Source organism: Paenibacillus sp. P5_B5 (assembly GCF_056400365.1).
The window spans coordinates 1-17867 of sequence record NZ_JBFULK010000023.1 but is presented as its reverse complement, the minus strand read 5'-3'; the positions used below and the strand labels follow the sequence as shown (position 1 = coordinate 17867).

The following is a 17867-nucleotide window of genomic DNA, read 5'->3' as shown; positions in this document are numbered from 1 at the left end:
TATACATTTATTTTTTGAATTGATAATTTTCAGTATTGAAAACTAATCTCGCTTTAGATTTTTCCAATAAAAAAACCATCCAAAATTAGAAATTGGACGATTTATCAAATGATCATTTATTTATACTTAAGCTAGATCTGTATGGTTGGTATATCAGGAATCTCAATTTTATCTAGCCGCGGAAGGCCCATACGATGGCTACCTCTTGTCTCGACGCCTCCCATACCCTCTAGCCCCGTAATAGTCGACTCCATTAAATCGATCATTGACACCGTATCTTTAACGGATGTAAAGGACATCTTAGACGCAATAAATAGCGGATCAAGTGCATGAATCAAGACACGTGCTGGTGATGAAGCAAAATTCGAACCGGCATGCAAGAGCGCTTCAAAGTGGGATTGACATGCACCAGCAATCACCGTTAAAGAATCTAAATTACAATCATATTGTCTAGTTACCTCTACCGCTTTAACAAAATGTGCCGAGTTCTTATAGGCATCCAGCGACATAATATCTAAATCTTTGCGATTCTTAACAAAGCCATCATGACCTGTTATAACGACAATATTAGGCTTAATTTGCGGAAGCAATCGTCTGAGTGAATCTGCCATTTGAGTTTCCTGCATATAGAAACCATGAGCAGGTATATGCAATTCTTCATACATCGTCATGCATTTTTTTAAGTATAGAGGATCACCATCTAAGTGTAGAACTGTACCCGGTACTTCAAAATAATAGCTGCCAACCTGACCTTTATTAATACTTGTATAAGGACTTCGTTCATGTAGGCGAATACGATCTTCCACTAATCTTCGTATGGAATGCATCGCTTGATGCGTATGGTAACGGGGTGAATCGATATCTTGCGTTCCTTTGAGAGGGACAAGATCGGATACAGGCGCATCCGCTAACAACCGATACTCTACTCCCCACAAAATAGCTCTGTCCTGTTCTATGCGTTGAATGCGAAATACGATATCTCCACCGTATGATTTGCGAGTAACTAAATCACCTTGGTACATTGCAGCATCCCTCCTCGTCTATCGTATGGCAAGGAGGGATGGTAAGTGCCTATCCTTTTAATTCATTCAAACAAATCTTCAAGTTTCTACTGAGTACAGCATATTCCGCAATCGAAACTGTTTCTGCACGTCTGGATGGCTCGATGCCGCTCTCAAGCAGTATAATTTCTGCCTGCTTCTTATTCTCTTTGGAAAAGAATTGAGCACCTAAATTGTTATATATGGTTTTCCTACGCTGTGCGAATGAAGCTTGTACAACCTGGAAGAAGAAATCTTCATCATCCACAGCGACTGGAGGTGCACCTCTAAGCGACAGCTTGATTACAGCTGAGTCAACGTTCGGTGGAGGTACAAATACAGATCGTGGCACAATTGTAACGATCTCTGTATCACAATAGTATTGTACAGCAATGGATAACGAACCATAATCTTTGCCGCCTGGAGGCGCAGACATGCGCTCTGCAACTTCCTTCTGTGTCATAACAACGATATGCTCCAGTGGAAGCTTCTCTTCGAGCAGACGCATAATAATCGGTGTTGTAATGTAATACGGCAGATTAGCAACCACACTAACTTCAGATGCTTCACTAAACTGCTCTTTGAACAATGCTTGCAGATCTTGCTTCAGTACATCCCCATGTACCACACTTGCATGTGGGTAAGGTGCTAGTGTCTCAGCAAGAATAGGTAATAGCCTCTGATCAATTTCAAGTGCAACAACTTTGCCAGCAACCTTAGCCAAAGGCTGTGTAAGTGCACCAATTCCTGGGCCAATCTCAAGTACGGCCTTCTCCTTAGTTAACTCTGCTGCTGACACAATTTTACGTAAGATGTTAACGTCCGTTAAAAAGTTCTGTCCCAAGCTCTTCTTAAGTACAAGTCTATGCTTCTTTAGCACACTATTGGTATGTTTAGGACTTCCAATATCCTGTTCGACCTGAAATTCTTCTCCGATAAGTTCTTTATCCATTTACTACCCTCTTCGATCCAGCTGTTCAACGGCTGCTTCAAATTCCTCACGGGATATCTGAAAGGCCGTACAACGCTTATAAAATTGTTTACCATTACAATAGCCAATACCGAGTATATTACCCACTTCAAGCCTTCTAGCTGCAGCCTGTGGATGATTGAGCATTCCCGTCTGTATGAGATCCTCTATTCTTAACTCTGCAACCGCTCCATCGAATTCCGTCTTCACATTCGCTAAAGCATTTCGGATTGCTTCAGGAGAAGCGTTCTCTACACCTATGTCATCTTTACGTAATGCTTGTTCTTGCGTTAAGAAAGCATGTTTACAGCCAGGCACTTTAGCCGAGATTATTTTGCGAATACGTTCACCTGCATGATCGGGATCTGTAAATACAATAACCCCTCGTCGCTCCTGTGCAAGGGCAATTCTCTGCAGCACTTTGCGATTGATAGCAGAACCTCCGGTTTCGATTGTCTCTGCCTCTACGGCTCGTTTAATGGCTGTCGTATCATCCTTACCTTCTACCACAATAATTTCTTTGATCATTTACACCCATCCGCCTCCCAAATTTCCGGTAACGGAAATACAAAGCTCCATTTATTTCTGACCAACATTGAAAAGAGAAGGGGTTATCCCCTTCTCCGTAAGTTAAATCTATTTTATCATATTGTTCAACAGTTTGCCCATAAGCATCCGCATTAATCTACAATTGGTTTCTTAGGTCCAATCACATAAACGGTATAACCACGTTTGCGACCAAAACGATTCACATGATTCTCATCTTCATAGTAAATATCAATAATTTTACCTTTGATTGCGCCGCCAGTATCTTCTGCACGACGGAATCCGATACCATCAATATATACCCACCAGCCAAGCGGGATCACTTTAGGGTCCACAGCGATTGTACGACCTTCAGTTACTTTAGCACCAGAGGCTGTAATACCATACTGAGGATCATCCTTAGCCTTACCTCCACCAGCAGCTGTATAGGCGGTCAATTGTACATTATTGAGTATTTCCTTGTACGAGAATGAAAGATCGTCTTTGGACAAGTGTTTATCCACTTTATCCTGAACCGATAGCGTAACGACGTCCTTCTTGGTGCCGATCGCAACAACTTTATTCACACTTGGCGCTTTGACCGTCGCTTCAAGCAAGTTCTCTTCAACGAGTACCCCATCTTCAAATACCTTCTCGATTTGTTTAACAAGTAAGCCTTCTTTACCAGCTTGCACAATTTCCTGCTTGCCTTTAGCGAGCTTAGCATCGTCTTGTTTAACCGTTTGGAATGGTATTTCTTCCGTTACATCCTGTGCGACTTTCTCAACACGAACAAGTTTTATTTGGTCGTTAGGTGTAAGCTCTGTACTTAATTGTGGAATCACTTTATCATTGTGATCTATCTTAATTTGATATTGCTGTAGCGCTGCAGCTACTGTTTTGGCAGTTGTATATTTAACCTCTGTCTTACCGTCAGCCGTTAATTGAATAGGTATTGCATGATTGACTACGATTCGATCCCCGTGTTTAATTTTGGAATCTAGCGGCACATTAATTTCATCATACGTACCCATCGTTATAGCTTGTTCATCCAGCAGGCGATTTAGTTCCCATTGTTTTGTTTCAACAACAGTTTCTTGACCATTTACTACTACGAATACACGCTTAGAAGCGGTTCCGTACATCAGCACCATAAACATCATAATAATTACGCATGTAAAAATTGCAGGTATGATGACATATCGCAAATTTTCATGCTTCCATCGCATTGCGAAGGTTGTGCTGGATGATCGCTCTACATGGGTCTCTTCTTCTGAGATCAATCCCATTTCTTCGGTCCTCCTGTCAAAGCCTCGCCGCCTTAATGTTATACATAAATGTGTTTGACGCGACTTAGTAATTTATACAGTCGTTCGGTCACCAATAACCAGTATTAAATTTAATGCAACAAAAAAAGACCTGGAGAAGAGAGAATGCTTCTCGTGGTCTTTAGCATAGCTAAATAATAAAAGACCTGACGACAATTCCCTATCTCTTACGCTTACGAGGTTAGCTGACGGGTTCGGGCATGAGAATTGCCCTACTTTGGATGTAAATCATAATGACGATGATCATGCTTACATTCCAAAGACTCACCCCAATTACTCCTGCATCAATCAACGCCGAAATTACTACTTGTATATCTCGGCCTCTGTTCTTTACAGCGGTTCCCCCGTTCCCCAAAAATGAAGACTCAGCGAATTGAAATTGGTGATCCTATTTACTTGTATGTTGAAATAGTACGATGATACTCGACTAGCTGTAAAGGGTGATTCAATCGCAAATAAGCTTAAATTCAGGAATTTTTTTCACATTAGCGGTGATTTTTCAGTTGTCTTCCATGTTTTTCTTATTATAACTCAATTTTTTGCCATTTTTAATGGATAATGTTACTATTTTATGAGAATAGAGATGTTTTTTTAGATAAAATTAATGGATAATGCATCCTAAATTTATCAAAATATCACAAAATTAAAGCAGGTGGAGAATTTGAATCACATCCTACAAATCGAACAATTGTTCGGCGGATACTTACCAAAAAAGCCGGTACTTAAGAACGTTAATATTTCGCTAGGTAAAGGAGAAATGGTAGGACTAATTGGACTCAATGGAGCTGGGAAAAGTACCACAATTAAGCATATTCTTGGGCTCATGCTGCCCAAACAAGGAAAAATAACCATTAATAATTTACAGCTCAGCGACGATCTGCAATCTTACCGGTCATCTTATGCTTATGTCCCTGAAAATCCCGAGCTTTATAATGAATTGACAGTTCGCGAACATCTAGAGTTAACAGCTATGGCTTATGGGATTTCCAAAGAGGATTATGCAAGGCGTTCAGAGCAATTATTGACTGAATTTAGAATGCAGGAGAAGGCAGACCATTTCCCATCACAGCTTTCTAAAGGTATGAAGCAAAAAGTAATGATCATGAATGCATTTCTTGTAGAACCACCGCTTTATATTATTGATGAGCCATTTCTCGGGCTTGATCCACTAGCTATGCGCTCCTTGCTCGAAACAATGTCGAACTTCAAACAGAATGGTGCGTCTTTTCTTATATCCTCTCATATTCTTGCAACAATTGAGAAATATTGTGACCGATTCGTCATTCTTCATTACGGACAAGTTATCGCACAAGGAACGCTGAACGAACTCAAAATAGGACTCGGCATTGAACCACAATCAGAGACATCGCTCGACGATTTATTCTATATGTATGTGACAAGAGAAGACAAACGGGACCGCTAAGGTAAGAGGGTGAAACAATGAATAATGACCAACCAAGAAATCAAAATATAGCAAATTCTGAGGTCACACAAATTTGGAAGAAAAGAAGGCAATCTTTTAATAAAGAAGCGCTTGGTTACTGGCTTTATGTGCTGAGAAGTAATTTTGTTGGATATGTGTTTCTTCTATTAATAGGTGGTATTTATTATTATGTAAAAGTGCTGGACGAATTGCCTCGTGACTACCCTTATTGGTGGGTTGCAATGCTCGTGCTTGTCCCCCTGTTAGCTATGGGTTCGATTCGCACTTTTTTGGTTCAGCCAGACCGCATGTTTCTCCTGCCACTTGAAGGTCACTTGAATGGTTATTTCCAAGCTGCTATTAAACATACCATGCTGGTGCATGCTTGTATCACAACTTTCGGCCTACTCGTAATTTGGCCATTATATCTTCACTGTGAAGGAACAGAAGCACAACCCCTATGGCTTGTTCTCGGCTTAATTTGGCTCACCAAATGGGCTGCACTACTAGCTAATTGGCAAGAAAGTAGAATGGTCAGCAAACAGTCCCGTATGATCTCTGTTCTTTTTCGCTGGAGCATTGCCCTTGCTATTGTCCCTCTCGCATTGATCAACGGTGTAATGTGGGCCGCTTTGCTCCTCTTATTAGCAATTATATTATGGATCATTATCATACGAATGGTTCCTAAACATACTACTGGCTGGGAAATACTCATTGAACGCGAACAAGCCACTCGCAGACGATACTATCGCTTTTTTGCAATGTTCGTAGATGTAACTCCGTTACCTGTAACCGTTCGAAGGAGAGGTCTAGCATCACTTGTAACGAGACTCTACAAATTTAATGCTTCCAATACACACTTATATCTCTTTACGAAAACATGGTTTCGCACTGATTTGTTCAGCATGTTTGCACGTACGACACTCGTTACACTATTCATTACTTTTTTCGTGTCAAGTGACAGCGCACGTGTGATCATTGTATTAATAGGGATTATCATTTCTGCCTTACAACTATCTACTTTGCGTGATGCACATAAATATACCTTTTGGCTTCAGATGTATCCGATCGATCCTGTACAGCAAGTCGGTGGTATATTGCAAATCATGAAATCTGCAATCGCTGCGCAATCACTACTATTCGGGCTTACATTGCTACTTACTGCTTCAAATCTACTCTACGCTACAGTACCTTTAGTAATTATGGGAATCTACATCCTGTATTGCCGCTACATCCTAAAACGTAAATGGATACGTGATCTGACATCATTATAAGAGGCTTTCCCATAAGTAACATTATGGGGGCCTCTTTGCTTGTTCAATCAATTATAGATTTCTTTATTTTAATCCAAGAAGTCGAACAGCATTTGCTGTCGTGATTTGCGCAAGTTCTTCTAAACTGAGTCCACGAATTTCTGCCGCAGTTTCAGCCACTAGACGAACATAGGCCGATTCATTTCGTTTACCTCGATAAGGATGAGGTGTTAGGTACGGCGAATCCGTTTCAATTAATAGACGATCTAACGGTACCTGTGCAAGCACCTCTTTGGGCTGCTTAGCATTCTTGAATGTCACAGGACCACCGAAGGAAATATGAAAATTCATATCTAGACATTGCTTAGCGGTTTCCCAAGAGCCTGAGAAACAGTGCATAATTCCGCCCACCTCTGACGCTTTCTCTTCGCGTAATACTTGAAGAATGTCATGATGCGCATCACGATTATGAATAATGATGGGCATACCTAGCTTTCGCGCTAAGCGAATTTGTTCCCTGAAAACACGATTTTGTACATCTTTAGGGGACTTATCCCAATGATAATCAAGTCCGATTTCTCCAATAGCTACAACCTTATCATGCTTGCATAGGGATTCAATCCACTCCAGATCCTCTGGTTGCATATCAATCGCATCGACTGGGTGCCAGCCAACTGCTGAATAAATAAAATCATACTGTTCTGCAAGGGCAATAGATGACGGAATCGTTTCTCGATTAAAACCGATATTGACCATTCGAGTTACACCCGCTTCTAATGCACGTTCAATTACCTGGTCTCGATCCTCATCAAACTGCTCTGCGTTTAAATGTGTATGGGTATCTGTTAACATGATGTTCTCCTTCATCTATATCAATAAATTTATTAGTAGCATACCAAATTCTTTACCAAACCGAAACTTACTATGTATCACCCCTAACAGATTTCATTTCTTCAGGAAAATAAATACGATGCTTCCCTTGGCGCATAGTTGCAATCGATCTAACAATATCAGACTGCTCAGAGATTTCACTAAGCTCGTCGTTTCCATTTAGAAGTAATATAGGCAAGTTATTCGTTTCTCCGGGACGGTATATATCGTAAGAAAGATTCGAAGGGAAATCCATACCTAAATAATACTGTGGATCAAATCCATATGCTAAAGCACTCTGCTCTATGGCATGATAAGTTTCAAGCTGTGAAGACTCGGAATGGAGTGTCACAAATTTGAACAAACGGCGATTCAGGAATCGATTACATAAGTCTGCAAGAATCGCATCCTTCTCCTTCGTCCAGCACATCATAACTGTCTGCATAAGCGATTCATCTAATTGAAAATAATCTTCAATCGTCAAGTTATGTGAGAATAACTTCTCTAATGGCTCTAGCATAAAACCAAAATTATATTGCTCCGTATATAACAGCCGAGCACGACTTAGAATTTTACTGAGCAGAAGCTCTGCACTTCGAGTAACTGGATGAAAATACACCTGCCAGTACATCTGATACCGAGACATCAAATAATCTTCGACTGCATGCATCCCACTTTCTTTTACAACCATGTGACCTTTATATGGTCTGAGCACCCTTAGAATTCGCTCCAAATCAAACTTACCATAATTAACACCCGTAAAATAAGCATCTCGTAATAAATAGTCCATCCGATCAGCATCTAGTTGACTAGATACAAGTGAAATGACGATTTCTTTGGGATATGTTTTGGAAATTACACTCGCTACATCATTTGGAAAATTAGGATTTACTTTGGAGAGTATTGCATTCACCTCTGTATTTCCAACCAGCATTCGACATGTCCAGTCCTCGTGACTTAGACCAAATACTTGTTCTATAGAATGAGAGAAGGGTCCGTGTCCAATATCATGGAGCAAAGCTGCACATAAACAGAGCAATCTTTCTTCCTGCGGAAAATCCACATGCTTATTCCGATTAAATTGAGATATAATATTACGTGTGATTTCGTATACTCCTAAAGAATGAGAGAAACGGCTGTGTTCAGCGCCATGAAAGGTTAAAAAGGAAGTTCCAAGCTGTCTAATTCGACGTAATCTTTGAAATTCCTTCGAGTTAATTAACTCCCAAATCACCTTATCCTGAACATAAATATATTGATGCACAGGGTCTTTAAAAACCTTCTCTTCTTCCATTTTTATTATCTCTCCTACATCAATATCATTCGACAAAATGATAAATCAAACATAGAAAGTTGTCGACAAATTATCTGAAAACTTCCCATTTTCACTGGTAAAAAAAGTGCTGATTCTTATTTTGTATTTCTAGTATTTGGTCCCTTTTCTATTAAAAAATGGTTGACTATTTTGGGAATCGTTGGTATCATATTTATGAAAAGAATGTCGAAAGTTGACGATTACATATTCAAACTTGGAGGGAGTCCTACATATGATGAAATCTACTGGTATCGTTAGAAAAGTAGATGAACTTGGTCGTGTTGTTATTCCGATTGAATTACGCCGGACACTTGGTATTGGCGAGAAAGATGCTTTAGAGATTTATGTTGATGGTGAACGCATTATGTTGAAGAAATATGAGCCTGCTTGTATTTTCTGTGGTAATGCAGAGAATGTTAGCTATTTCAAAGGAAAAATTGTTTGTCATATTTGTTTATCTGAGATGCCAACACCTGTGACAAATTAAGAAAAATAGGTTATAATGAAATTAGCAATATTCCATTAGGTAATTCTAACCTTTTTCATACTCCTTTATCCCATGACCTTGGATTTCCAAGGTACATGGGATCTTTTTTTCTATTGTTTAATTAACGTGTTATATACTTCTCTTTTGGGAAGAGAACGATCTGTTGCAACCTGCTTAATTGCTTCCTTCTTATTCATTGACTGATCTACATAGTGAGCAACATGTTCCTCGAGTGATAAAGATCCCCACCATATCTGCGATCCATCGCTCGCTTGTCCATCCTGATTAATCGTCACTTCATCAGCTGCTTTAACCACAAGGCAATATTCACCTAAAGGTGGATTCTCTTGCACATATAGCAGACACTCTTCAATAGATCCACGTGTAATCTCTTCATGCTTCTTGGTTATCTCACGAGCTAAACATATATTTCGTTCTCCCCACACTTCTTGCATATACGTTAATGTCTTGATGATCCGGTGTGGTGATTCATAGAATATTAAAGTCTCACGTTTAGTTTTGAGCTTCTCTAGCTCATTAACAATTGATTTGCGTTCACGCGGTAGAAACCCGATAAAGGTAAACTGCTGTGTTGGCAAACCAGAAACGATTAACGCACTTAACGCAGCATTAGCTCCTGGAACAGGTATAACAGGAATGCCTTCTTCAGCAGCTAGACATACAAGGTCATAGCCTGGGTCCGAAATAGCTGGCAGCCCCGCATCACTAACAAGAGCTATAACAAGCCCTTCATCACGCATCAACCGGATAAGCTCAGGACCTGAATTGGTTTTGTTATGCTCATGATAAGACACAAGTCTTGTTGAAATCTGAAAGTGTGTGAGCAGCTTTCTTGTTTGCCTAGTATCCTCGGCTGCAATGATGTCCGCTTCTTGCAGTAATCTCACTGCACGATAGGTCATATCCTCTAAATTACCGATTGGAGTTCCTACTAAATATAACGTACCTGTGTGACTTCGCGTTTCATAACTTTTTTGTGAGATCATATAGACTCCTTCTTCCCATAAAACACATCCCTTAATTCAGTACAGTATTCACCCGTTTTATTATAAACAATGAGTGGTTCTTCAATGCGAACACCAGGTTTACCATCTTTCATGGCTTCGATGAGTACCATAGTAGCATCAAAGTGCTTACGAGTATGAACAAATCGAACACGTTTGGGCTCTAGTCGATGTTGACGCATGAGGTAACATATCTCTATAAATCTAGCCGCTCGGTGCACCATAGCAAGCTTACCCCGATTGCGAAGCAAACGTGAAGATGAGATGAGGACATCCTCTAGTGTGCTATGAATTTCATGTCTCGCTGCTGCAAAATGCGGATTTATATTCTGCACGCCATCTGGTACCGGCATATACGGTGGATTCACTGTAACCACATCATACTGTCCATGACCTAGTGTCAGATGGATATCACGTAAATCTCCATGAATCATCCGAATTTGATTCTCTAACCCGTTCATTCGAACACTTCGATTTGCCATATCGTAAAGACGCTCTTGAATCTCGATCCCGTCGATATGAGCTTTCGATCTCGTCGAAAGCAAGAGTGGAATAACGCCATTACCTGAACACAGATCAATAATTTCTCCCTTAGGTGGTGCTGGCGCAAATCTGCCAAGTAACACAGCATCAAGGGAGAAGGAGAATACCTCATCGCTTTGTATGATGGATAGACCATGTGTAAGTAAATCATCCACTCGCTCAGTTTCATGCACTAACATCTTTATGTCACATCCCAACATCCTGCATTTTCTAATTTGAAATAAATCCTTTCATACGGAAGAAAAACCGTAGAGCATAGTCTACGGTTTACTTTTTCAAAAATGATAAACAAAATAAGCAATCCCCTTCAGTTCGAAGGTGTCCGTAATAAACATTGCAGATATGAAAACCTTCTTGATACAACCTGGCCAAATTATCATGTCCTTCACCGATCACCGTGTTAACCGACTCTTTGGTTTCATCCTCGATTGGAACGTTTTCACCCTTCTTGAGAAGCTTACGCAATTGGCGATTTTCTATCATGAGTCGCTGATTTTCTTCAAGCAACAGGACGATTCGCTGCTTCAAAGCACCCAAATCTGCATATGCTGTACCCATCTGCTCTTCAAGTTGATGGATCTGCGCAAAAACATCTTGTTTCTCCACTATATCACCTCAACGTATCTCGAAATCGCTATTCTTGCTCCACTACATCATCAAAAGGCAAGTCCTGCACTTTACCAAGATCAAATAATTGAACCTTAGCTGTACGGTTGCCCATATTCAAAGCTAATACCTTACCACTACCATATGAGGTAATAACCAGCTTACCAACTGTTGGCATACTATCCTTGGCACTCTCATAATTGTCATGCTCATATTTGAGACAACACATAAGTCTTCCACATAAACCTGATATTTTAGTGGGATTAAGCGATAAGTTCTGATCCTTCGCCATTTTAATGGATACAGGTTCAAAATCGCCTAGAAATGTAGAGCAGCAAAGAATACGTCCACAAGGACCGATTCCTCCGAGTATTTTAGCTTCATCGCGAACGCCAATTTGTCTGAGTTCAATCCGTGTTCTAAAAATAGATGCTAGATCTTTCACTAGTTCCCGGAAATCAACCCTACCCTCAGCTGTAAAGTAAAATATGACTTTATTACGGTCAAAAGTATACTCCACATCAACTAGCTTCATGCGTAGTTCATGTTCTCTAATTTTATCCATACATGTAGAGAACGCGTCTTTAGCCGCTTTTTTGTTATCTTCTACAAGCTTTGCATCAGTTTCGTCAGCAATTCGAATCACTTTCTTAAGTGGTAATACCACATCATTCTCCTGAACTACCTTCTTACCGATGACGATCTTACCATACTCAATACCGCGTGCTGTTTCAACAATCACAGCATTGTCCTGCTGTATATCAAAATCTAGTGGATCGAAATAATAAACTTTACCCGCTTTTTTAAAGCGGACACCCACAACCGAATACATTTTACCCCCCCTGAATGACGACGAGCATTTTTTCGAGCAATAGCTGTGGATTGGCATTCGAACGAAGCCTTTTCCTAAGTTCTACTGCCTGCTCTAATATCCGAACCCATGTTGCTGAATCGCGGCTATAAGAGATTGAAGTCATCCAATCTGTTTGATCTATATAAACAAGCTTCTCTTTGTGTCCTGTACTAAGCTGCACGATATCTTTGAGCCATAGAATTAGCAAATCAAAAACCGTATCCGGATGATCGGACAGATCCGATTTTGACCACTTTTGTCCTATTGTTACAAAGGAAGATGGAAACCTCGTCAGTGTTTCCTTTGTTAATTGTATCACTACGTTTCTTATTTCTGCAAACCAATTTGTAGTAATCAACTCACGAGCTGCTTCAGGACCTGCAGTTAAATGCACTGCGGGGTATATCAAATGAGTTGGATGTCCTTCTAATAGAAGCTGTTCTATCATCATTTCCCTTGGCATCGGTACGAATGTGATCCATTGTGAACGTGATTGAATTGTAGATAATAAGGCATGTCCATTCTCAGTAATTAGAATAGCCACAACCTTGGATATCGGTTCTTCTAGAAATTTAAGTAAAGAATTAGCTGCTTGAATCGTCATTTTATCCGCTTGCTCGATAATATAAATTTTAGTTCCGTCAACGGATGCAGACGCACGATAAGCAAACTCTTTCTGTAATTCTCGAATTTGATCAATCTTAATAGTTGCACCATCCGGTTGCACAATATACAAATCAGGATGATTTCCATGTTCAACCTTACGACATTCTATACATTCTCCACAAGCATCATCAACACCGTTCAGGCAATATATCGCTTTAGCAAGCTCTAGAGCCATTTGTTTGCGGCTTGTCCCTACAGGGCCATGGAATATATAGGCATGAGAAAGTTTATCGGCCTTAAGGCTGCTCTGCAATAGACGCTTCGCTACCTCTTGGCCTCTTATACTAGCAAAAGACATAATGTTCTCCACTTCCACGAATCATTAATACAAATAATTAATAAGCATTCCTCGAATTTCACCAATACGATGTAAAATATCAATCCGACCTTGCTCGGATTCAAGCAAACCCTCAGCGAGTGCAATAAGTTCCTCATTGATCTCGTCTAGAATTTTGTACCTTTTACTTCGACCTCTACGATCCCAGCCTCTTGTATCTTTAATAACAATACCTCTACGTGCTGTTTCTTCTAAAAACTTCTTAACAAGCAATTTATATCGACGTAACTCACGTACAGTCATCGACTTAGATAGTAGATCACCTTGTTGACTAATCTGTCCTGCTAATTGACTTAATTGATCTTTGGTTGTTACCTGATCCTGATGCTGCATCACATCTGCAAAATTACGTGCAGGCGCTTGTGGATGTAAGGAATTATCCGGAACCCTAACATTGTTACCGATGGGGTTTCTACCAGGATTAATTTTCAAGAAGGTTTCCCCCTTCTATTGCTATATGTCTAAAAATGCTCGAAGCGTTCAACTGGCATAACGAATACAGCCGCTCCACCTACTGGCACTTCTACTGGGAATGGTACATAAGAATCTGCTGTTCCTCCCATTGGAGAAACTGGTGTTACTAACTGATCGCGTACCTTACAGTTTGTTTGAATAATGCTAAGTACCTCTTGTACACGCTCATTCTCAATACCAACCATAAATGTAGTGTTCCCCGCACGCAAGAAACCTCCAGTTGAAGCAAGTTTAGTTGCTCGTACACCTGCATTAATTAAAGCACTTGATAAACGGTTACTGTCCTTGTCTTGCACTACAGCCATAATGAGTTTCACGGGTACATCCCTTCCTTTCATAAAAATCATTTATTATGGTGATCCAAAAGAAGATAGAAATCAGCAGCAATATCAGTAGCAATTTCCTGTTCTGTGCGGTCAGCTTGAACAAGTAAAACTCGCTCATTCTGTTCTTGTGCAATTCTCCTGAATGCTTCACGCACAGTTTGATGATAGTCAAGCTTACGTTGCTCGATTCGATCGAGACCTGCATCCTCATCACCACTTGCTCGCTTGTGCAATCGTTTCAATGACTCTTCTGCCGGAATGTCCAGCATATAAGTGCGAGTTGGCATCAATCCAGAACTAGCAAAATGATTGATCTTAAGTACCATATCGACGGTAACACCAAGACCATAGCCTTGATAAGCAACACTTGCATCAATGAATCGATCGCATAGAACAATACATCCTTCATTTAATGCCGGGATAATCTTCTCGTGAACATGCTGTGCTCTGGAAGCTGCATATAACAGAACCTCTGCTTGATTAACCATTTCAGCATGCTCTGGATCCAAAATGATACTCCGGATTTTATCGCCAATGCGTGTGCCACCAGGTTCACGGGTAAAAACAATTTTCTTATTAAGCTTGGAAATTTCATTAGCCAAACGATTAATCTGCGTTGTTTTACCTGCTCCATCTGGTCCTTCGAAAGTAATAAATAAACCTGTCACTTGTTTCCTCCTGTATAAACATAAATTGTGCCACGAGCCCCGATGTCTGTACCTTGAAATTTAACCCCAGTTTCGATCAATTGTGTAATCAGATTAGCTGTATATATCGTTATTTCTTCCCCTGGATACAGAATGGGTACACCCGGAGGATATGGAATTACCATTTCTGCAGATTGTTGTCCAACCGCATCTAAAATCGTTAATGAACGAACTAATGGGTCCCGCGCGAGTGATTCAGAGTGAAAAAGTGACATATTCATGGAAAATAAAACTGGGAACGACAAAGGCAAAAATGGAGGTATTTCATTCATATTCGAGATTGCATAGCTTGTTTCCTGCTTTTTTAGTTCATAATAACTCGATATCTCCATCAATGCTTGGAAAACTTGCTCAGCATCCTTTCTAGTTGAGTGAAGCGTAAATAGAAGCAAGACATGCTTTGCATCAGTCATTTCAGGATAGCATCCTCTACATTCCAATTCTTGAGCTAGCCTTGGTCCAGACAAAATGTCTGTGCGATCACAAATTGTAATCTTAAATGGATCTAGACTCGTATAGGCGTTTTGATGCTCTTGGTGTATCAGTATGCGATATTCCGGAAGATGTTCCATTAACTCATGAAAATGTTGCACTGCATCAAGACCATGTCCGATGAGTCTCTTTCCATCAACATCAATCTCACGTCTAGCTAGATCAAGCGAAGCCATAAGTGGATAAGATGGACTTGAGCTTTGTAAAATACTTAACCATTTTTTGAAAATTGAACGCTCTATTCGTGTTCCTTGTACATGAAGCATAGCACTCATTGTCATAGCAGATAACATCTTATGTGTCGATTGAACGACAACATCGGCTCCACATGACAATGCTGAAGGCGGTAAACTAGCATGGAATCCATAATGAGCTCCATGAGCTTCATCAACTAGCAAGGGCTTGTTATAGTAATGTGTGATCTTCGCAATTTGTTGCAAATCAATACCCATTCCGTAATAATTAGGATTCGTTAACAGAACACCTTTGGCTTCGGGGTACTGTCGGAGTGCATCCTCTACATCTTCAGCTCGAACACCAGCAGCAATACCACTCTCTTCATCCACTAAGGGCGATAAGAATACAGCCCGTGCACCTACCATCATAAGACCATGGATAACCGACTTATGAACATTGCGCTGAACAATAAGTATTTCACCTCGGCCACAAACCGAGGCAATCATCGCTAAGTTACCAACTGTACTACCACCAATTAGAAAGAATGTTTCCTCAGCACCAAAGCACTCAGCTGCAAGCATCTGTGCTTCATGAATTACCCCTTCAGGTTGATGCAAATCATCAAACCCCGCTATTTCAGTTCCATCTATCGCCATAATATTATGATAATAAGTATGGACGTCTTCTCCTTGTTTCAACCCCCTGCCAAACTTATGACCAGGTACATGAAAACTCGTAGCTTGGTTGTGATGATGTGCAGTTAGTTTTTCAAATAGTGGAGCTCTATCCCTCACAACGTAACCTCCTATATGATCAAGAACAAACCCTCGTGAAATCAGGTTAGCGTGTATATATCATACTCTTCTATTATATGAGAAAATGAGCAAACAAAAAAGGATCATAGTCGTACTAAGCTTCTTGAATATCAAAGAAACTTAGCTCTAATGAGCCTTTGGATCAATGTCATGATTACATTTACTTGTGTGGACATAAAGTTAATATACTAGTATAAAATTTAGATTAAGCATTTTTGAGGATAAGATTTGTTTTAAGCTGATGAATAAAAAATGAATATTTCTCATCCATCACATCTGTGTGTACCATTTCCTCTTCACAGGTTTCGCATATAAATTCAGATAAGATAAATATGCCATCAGGTTTCTCATCGTTACATATAATGCAAATTGGCATTTGTTGATCTTCCATATGAGTATTCACCTCTATTCTTATAGTAAATATTAGTATGCCCTTTTAGAAATCTTCTAAACTTACATTTACTACGTCTAAAACCGATATAACTTAATAGTAACCTCTGTAACAGAGAATTCGACATTATGGGAGAATAGAAATGAACGGTAATGATAATACATTGGCAAGCGATTCAACCATATACAACTATAAGCTCGTTAAACGAATACACCACAGTTACTTATATGTCCTGTTTTTTGTCTTACTATTTATGCTTGCACTTGTTATAAATCTTTTGGAGAATCGGGCATTATTCTATATGCTATGCTATCCTTGCATTCTGGTGCTTCATTTCCTAATAACCAAGCTATATCTTCAAACAGTTAGATACGGGCATCGAAATCAGTGGAAATTCCATTACCATCTCTTATGGATTGGACTTGTACCAATTAACCATACTTCATTACAGCTTGTACAGAAGGTTCAGAACCATGTTTTTATTGGAGGAATACTAGTAATAGCAGTTTTATATCCATGGACCAGCACAGAAAATTTATTTAATTTATTGTTTACTCATCTATTGTTAATGATCCCGCGCTTATGGGTGCTCTATTCACTACGTAAATATCAACAGAATGGACTTATCAAAATCAATAATCAAGATACATCCTGCTACTTGCCTTAATTGAAAAAGTTCTTCATACTATCTTAGATTGAAAAACAAACTCTTCATTTCAAGATCTTCAAATCAAGATCTTCATTTCAAGATATAGATACCGTTAAGCTAAAGTTCATTCATATCGTTCAATCATCACAATTAGTAGCCAATTAGAAGTCCCAATATCATTAATTGTGATGATGAACAACCAGGCTCCAAATAACACTCATTAATAGAATAAAGACAAAGCACAAAACCTAATGCAGAATACAAAACAACATGCAAAACGAAATGCAAAATGAAATGCAAAATGGCTGATCCATAAGTAGATTGTTCTACTCATGGATCAGCCATCTATTTTGTTACTTGAAAACTAGATGCGAATTGAAAGATGTAAGAATGCTTTCGAAGCAGTTTATCCTCTCGCACTTTTCTTACGAAAAGTACTGCCAGATAAACTTGTAGGTTAAGCCCTCGACCTATTAGTACTTGTCAGCTACACACATTGCTGCGCTTCCACCTCAAGCCTATCAACCTCGTCGTCTACAAGGGGTCTTACTAATTGGGAAATCTCATCTTGAGGGGGGCTTCGCGCTTAGATGCT

At 39.7% G+C, this 17867-nt stretch carries 20 protein-coding genes, 1 rRNA gene and 1 riboswitch; of the genes, 4 read left to right on the top strand and 17 right to left on the bottom strand.

Annotated elements, in window-relative coordinates:
• Positions 1-131: 131 nt before the first annotated feature.
• The 4 genes from yabG to AC1DOK_RS22290 form a co-directional block, all read right to left on the bottom strand.
• Complete coding sequence (gene yabG, locus AC1DOK_RS22305; protein ID WP_477556508.1) at positions 132-1022, bottom strand: sporulation peptidase YabG; 891 nt, start codon at positions 1020-1022, stop codon at positions 132-134.
• Positions 1023-1071: 49 nt separating this feature from the next.
• Complete coding sequence (rsmA, locus tag AC1DOK_RS22300) at positions 1072-1992, bottom strand: 16S rRNA (adenine(1518)-N(6)/adenine(1519)-N(6))-dimethyltransferase RsmA (protein WP_477556507.1); 921 nt, start codon at positions 1990-1992, stop codon at positions 1072-1074.
• Positions 1993-1995: 3 nt separating this feature from the next.
• Positions 1996-2538 carry a ribonuclease M5 gene (gene rnmV / locus AC1DOK_RS22295; RefSeq protein WP_477556506.1) on the bottom strand — a complete coding sequence of 181 codons (543 nt, stop codon included), beginning with the start codon at positions 2536-2538 and terminating at the stop codon, positions 1996-1998.
• 152 nt (positions 2539-2690) lie between these two features.
• On the bottom strand, positions 2691-3824 hold the full coding sequence (locus tag AC1DOK_RS22290; RefSeq protein ID WP_477556505.1) for a G5 domain-containing protein: 1134 nt from the start codon (positions 3822-3824) through the stop codon (positions 2691-2693).
• A gap of 194 nt (positions 3825-4018) precedes the next feature.
• Positions 4019-4244: riboswitch (cyclic di-AMP (ydaO/yuaA leader) on the bottom strand.
• Positions 4245-4524: 280 nt separating this feature from the next.
• Here AC1DOK_RS22290 and AC1DOK_RS22285 point away from each other — a divergent pair.
• On the top strand, positions 4525-5286 hold the full coding sequence (locus tag AC1DOK_RS22285) for an ABC transporter ATP-binding protein (RefSeq protein ID WP_477556504.1): 762 nt from the start codon (positions 4525-4527) through the stop codon (positions 5284-5286).
• Between the two features lie 17 nt (positions 5287-5303).
• On the top strand, positions 5304-6560 hold the full coding sequence (locus AC1DOK_RS22280; protein ID WP_477556503.1) for an ABC transporter permease: 1257 nt from the start codon (positions 5304-5306) through the stop codon (positions 6558-6560).
• A 63-nt stretch (positions 6561-6623) separates the two neighbouring features.
• On the opposite strand, the gene AC1DOK_RS22275 is transcribed toward AC1DOK_RS22280, so the two are convergent.
• Positions 6624-7391, bottom strand: coding sequence for a TatD family hydrolase (locus tag AC1DOK_RS22275; RefSeq protein WP_477556502.1), 768 nt, complete (start codon positions 7389-7391; stop codon positions 6624-6626).
• 70 nt (positions 7392-7461) lie between these two features.
• On the bottom strand, positions 7462-8703 hold the full coding sequence (locus AC1DOK_RS22270) for an HD domain-containing protein (RefSeq protein WP_477556501.1): 1242 nt from the start codon (positions 8701-8703) through the stop codon (positions 7462-7464).
• Positions 8704-8956: 253 nt separating this feature from the next.
• Here AC1DOK_RS22270 and AC1DOK_RS22265 point away from each other — a divergent pair, with 253 nt between their 5' ends.
• Positions 8957-9211, top strand: a complete 255-nt coding sequence (locus AC1DOK_RS22265; RefSeq protein ID WP_477556500.1) for an AbrB/MazE/SpoVT family DNA-binding domain-containing protein — start codon at positions 8957-8959, stop codon at positions 9209-9211.
• Between the two features lie 110 nt (positions 9212-9321).
• Here the strand turns inward: AC1DOK_RS22265 and rsmI are convergent, their stop codons facing one another.
• The 10 genes from rsmI to AC1DOK_RS22215 all read right to left on the bottom strand — a co-directional run bounded on the left by rsmI (position 9322) and on the right by AC1DOK_RS22215 (position 16623).
• Positions 9322-10218, bottom strand: a complete 897-nt coding sequence (gene rsmI, locus AC1DOK_RS22260; RefSeq protein WP_477556499.1) for a 16S rRNA (cytidine(1402)-2'-O)-methyltransferase — start codon at positions 10216-10218, stop codon at positions 9322-9324.
• Positions 10215-10958, bottom strand: coding sequence for a tRNA1(Val) (adenine(37)-N6)-methyltransferase (locus AC1DOK_RS22255; RefSeq protein ID WP_477556498.1), 744 nt, complete (start codon positions 10956-10958; stop codon positions 10215-10217). Before AC1DOK_RS22255 ends, rsmI begins: the two co-directional genes overlap by 4 nt.
• 88 nt (positions 10959-11046) lie before the next feature.
• The gene (gene yabA, locus AC1DOK_RS22250; protein ID WP_477556497.1) at positions 11047-11385 is read right to left on the bottom strand and encodes a DNA replication initiation control protein YabA; all 339 of its coding nucleotides are present in this window, start codon (positions 11383-11385) and stop codon (positions 11047-11049) included.
• Between the two features lie 28 nt (positions 11386-11413).
• Positions 11414-12217 carry a PSP1 domain-containing protein gene (locus AC1DOK_RS22245; RefSeq protein WP_477556496.1) on the bottom strand — a complete coding sequence of 268 codons (804 nt, stop codon included), beginning with the start codon at positions 12215-12217 and terminating at the stop codon, positions 11414-11416.
• Position 12218: 1 nt separating this feature from the next.
• Positions 12219-13202: a DNA polymerase III subunit delta' gene (holB, locus tag AC1DOK_RS22240; RefSeq protein ID WP_477556495.1), complete on the bottom strand. Its 984-nt coding sequence runs from the start codon at positions 13200-13202 to the stop codon at positions 12219-12221.
• Positions 13203-13226: 24 nt separating this feature from the next.
• Positions 13227-13673 carry a YaaR family protein gene (locus AC1DOK_RS22235; protein ID WP_477556494.1) on the bottom strand — a complete coding sequence of 149 codons (447 nt, stop codon included), beginning with the start codon at positions 13671-13673 and terminating at the stop codon, positions 13227-13229.
• Positions 13674-13702: 29 nt separating this feature from the next.
• Entirely contained in the window at positions 13703-14032 is a 330-nt protein-coding gene (locus tag AC1DOK_RS22230; RefSeq protein WP_477556493.1) for a cyclic-di-AMP receptor, read from the bottom strand.
• A 26-nt stretch (positions 14033-14058) separates the two neighbouring features.
• Positions 14059-14709: a dTMP kinase gene (gene tmk / locus AC1DOK_RS22225; protein ID WP_477556492.1), complete on the bottom strand. Its 651-nt coding sequence runs from the start codon at positions 14707-14709 to the stop codon at positions 14059-14061.
• Positions 14706-16211, bottom strand: coding sequence for an aminotransferase class I/II-fold pyridoxal phosphate-dependent enzyme (locus AC1DOK_RS22220; protein ID WP_477556491.1), 1506 nt, complete (start codon positions 16209-16211; stop codon positions 14706-14708). The genes tmk and AC1DOK_RS22220 overlap by 4 nt, the downstream gene beginning before the upstream one ends.
• A 226-nt stretch (positions 16212-16437) precedes the next feature.
• Positions 16438-16623: a sigma factor G inhibitor Gin gene (locus tag AC1DOK_RS22215; RefSeq protein WP_477556490.1), complete on the bottom strand. Its 186-nt coding sequence runs from the start codon at positions 16621-16623 to the stop codon at positions 16438-16440.
• Between the two features lie 142 nt (positions 16624-16765).
• On the opposite strand from AC1DOK_RS22215, the gene AC1DOK_RS22210 reads away from it, so the two are divergent.
• Positions 16766-17290 (top strand): hypothetical protein, encoded by a 525-nt coding sequence (locus AC1DOK_RS22210; protein ID WP_477556489.1) that lies wholly within the window; start codon positions 16766-16768, stop codon positions 17288-17290.
• Between the two features lie 435 nt (positions 17291-17725).
• On the opposite strand, the gene AC1DOK_RS22205 is transcribed toward AC1DOK_RS22210, so the two are convergent.
• Positions 17726-17867 (bottom strand): 23S ribosomal RNA (locus AC1DOK_RS22205); the annotation flags it as partial.

What these genes read in the sequence shown, in the direction of transcription:
- yabG (WP_477556508.1), bottom strand. Translation starts at nt 1,022, where the DNA reads ATGTACCAAGGTGATTTAGTTACTCGCAAATCATACGGTGGAGATATC.
- rsmA (WP_477556507.1), bottom strand. Translation starts at nt 1,992, where the DNA reads ATGGATAAAGAACTTATCGGAGAAGAATTTCAGGTCGAACAGGATATT.
- rnmV (WP_477556506.1), bottom strand. Translation starts at nt 2,538, where the DNA reads ATGATCAAAGAAATTATTGTGGTAGAAGGTAAGGATGATACGACAGCC.
- AC1DOK_RS22290 (WP_477556505.1), bottom strand. Translation starts at nt 3,824, where the DNA reads ATGGGATTGATCTCAGAAGAAGAGACCCATGTAGAGCGATCATCCAGC.
- AC1DOK_RS22280 (WP_477556503.1), top strand. Translation starts at nt 5,304, where the DNA reads ATGAATAATGACCAACCAAGAAATCAAAATATAGCAAATTCTGAGGTC.
- AC1DOK_RS22275 (WP_477556502.1), bottom strand. Translation starts at nt 7,391, where the DNA reads ATGTTAACAGATACCCATACACATTTAAACGCAGAGCAGTTTGATGAG.
- AC1DOK_RS22270 (WP_477556501.1), bottom strand. Translation starts at nt 8,703, where the DNA reads ATGGAAGAAGAGAAGGTTTTTAAAGACCCTGTGCATCAATATATTTAT.
- AC1DOK_RS22265 (WP_477556500.1), top strand. Translation starts at nt 8,957, where the DNA reads ATGATGAAATCTACTGGTATCGTTAGAAAAGTAGATGAACTTGGTCGT.
- rsmI (WP_477556499.1), bottom strand. Translation starts at nt 10,218, where the DNA reads ATGATCTCACAAAAAAGTTATGAAACGCGAAGTCACACAGGTACGTTA.
- AC1DOK_RS22255 (WP_477556498.1), bottom strand. Translation starts at nt 10,958, where the DNA reads ATGTTAGTGCATGAAACTGAGCGAGTGGATGATTTACTTACACATGGT.
- AC1DOK_RS22245 (WP_477556496.1), bottom strand. Translation starts at nt 12,217, where the DNA reads ATGTATTCGGTTGTGGGTGTCCGCTTTAAAAAAGCGGGTAAAGTTTAT.
- holB (WP_477556495.1), bottom strand. Translation starts at nt 13,202, where the DNA reads ATGTCTTTTGCTAGTATAAGAGGCCAAGAGGTAGCGAAGCGTCTATTG.
- AC1DOK_RS22215 (WP_477556490.1), bottom strand. Translation starts at nt 16,623, where the DNA reads ATGGAAGATCAACAAATGCCAATTTGCATTATATGTAACGATGAGAAA.
- AC1DOK_RS22210 (WP_477556489.1), top strand. Translation starts at nt 16,766, where the DNA reads ATGAACGGTAATGATAATACATTGGCAAGCGATTCAACCATATACAAC.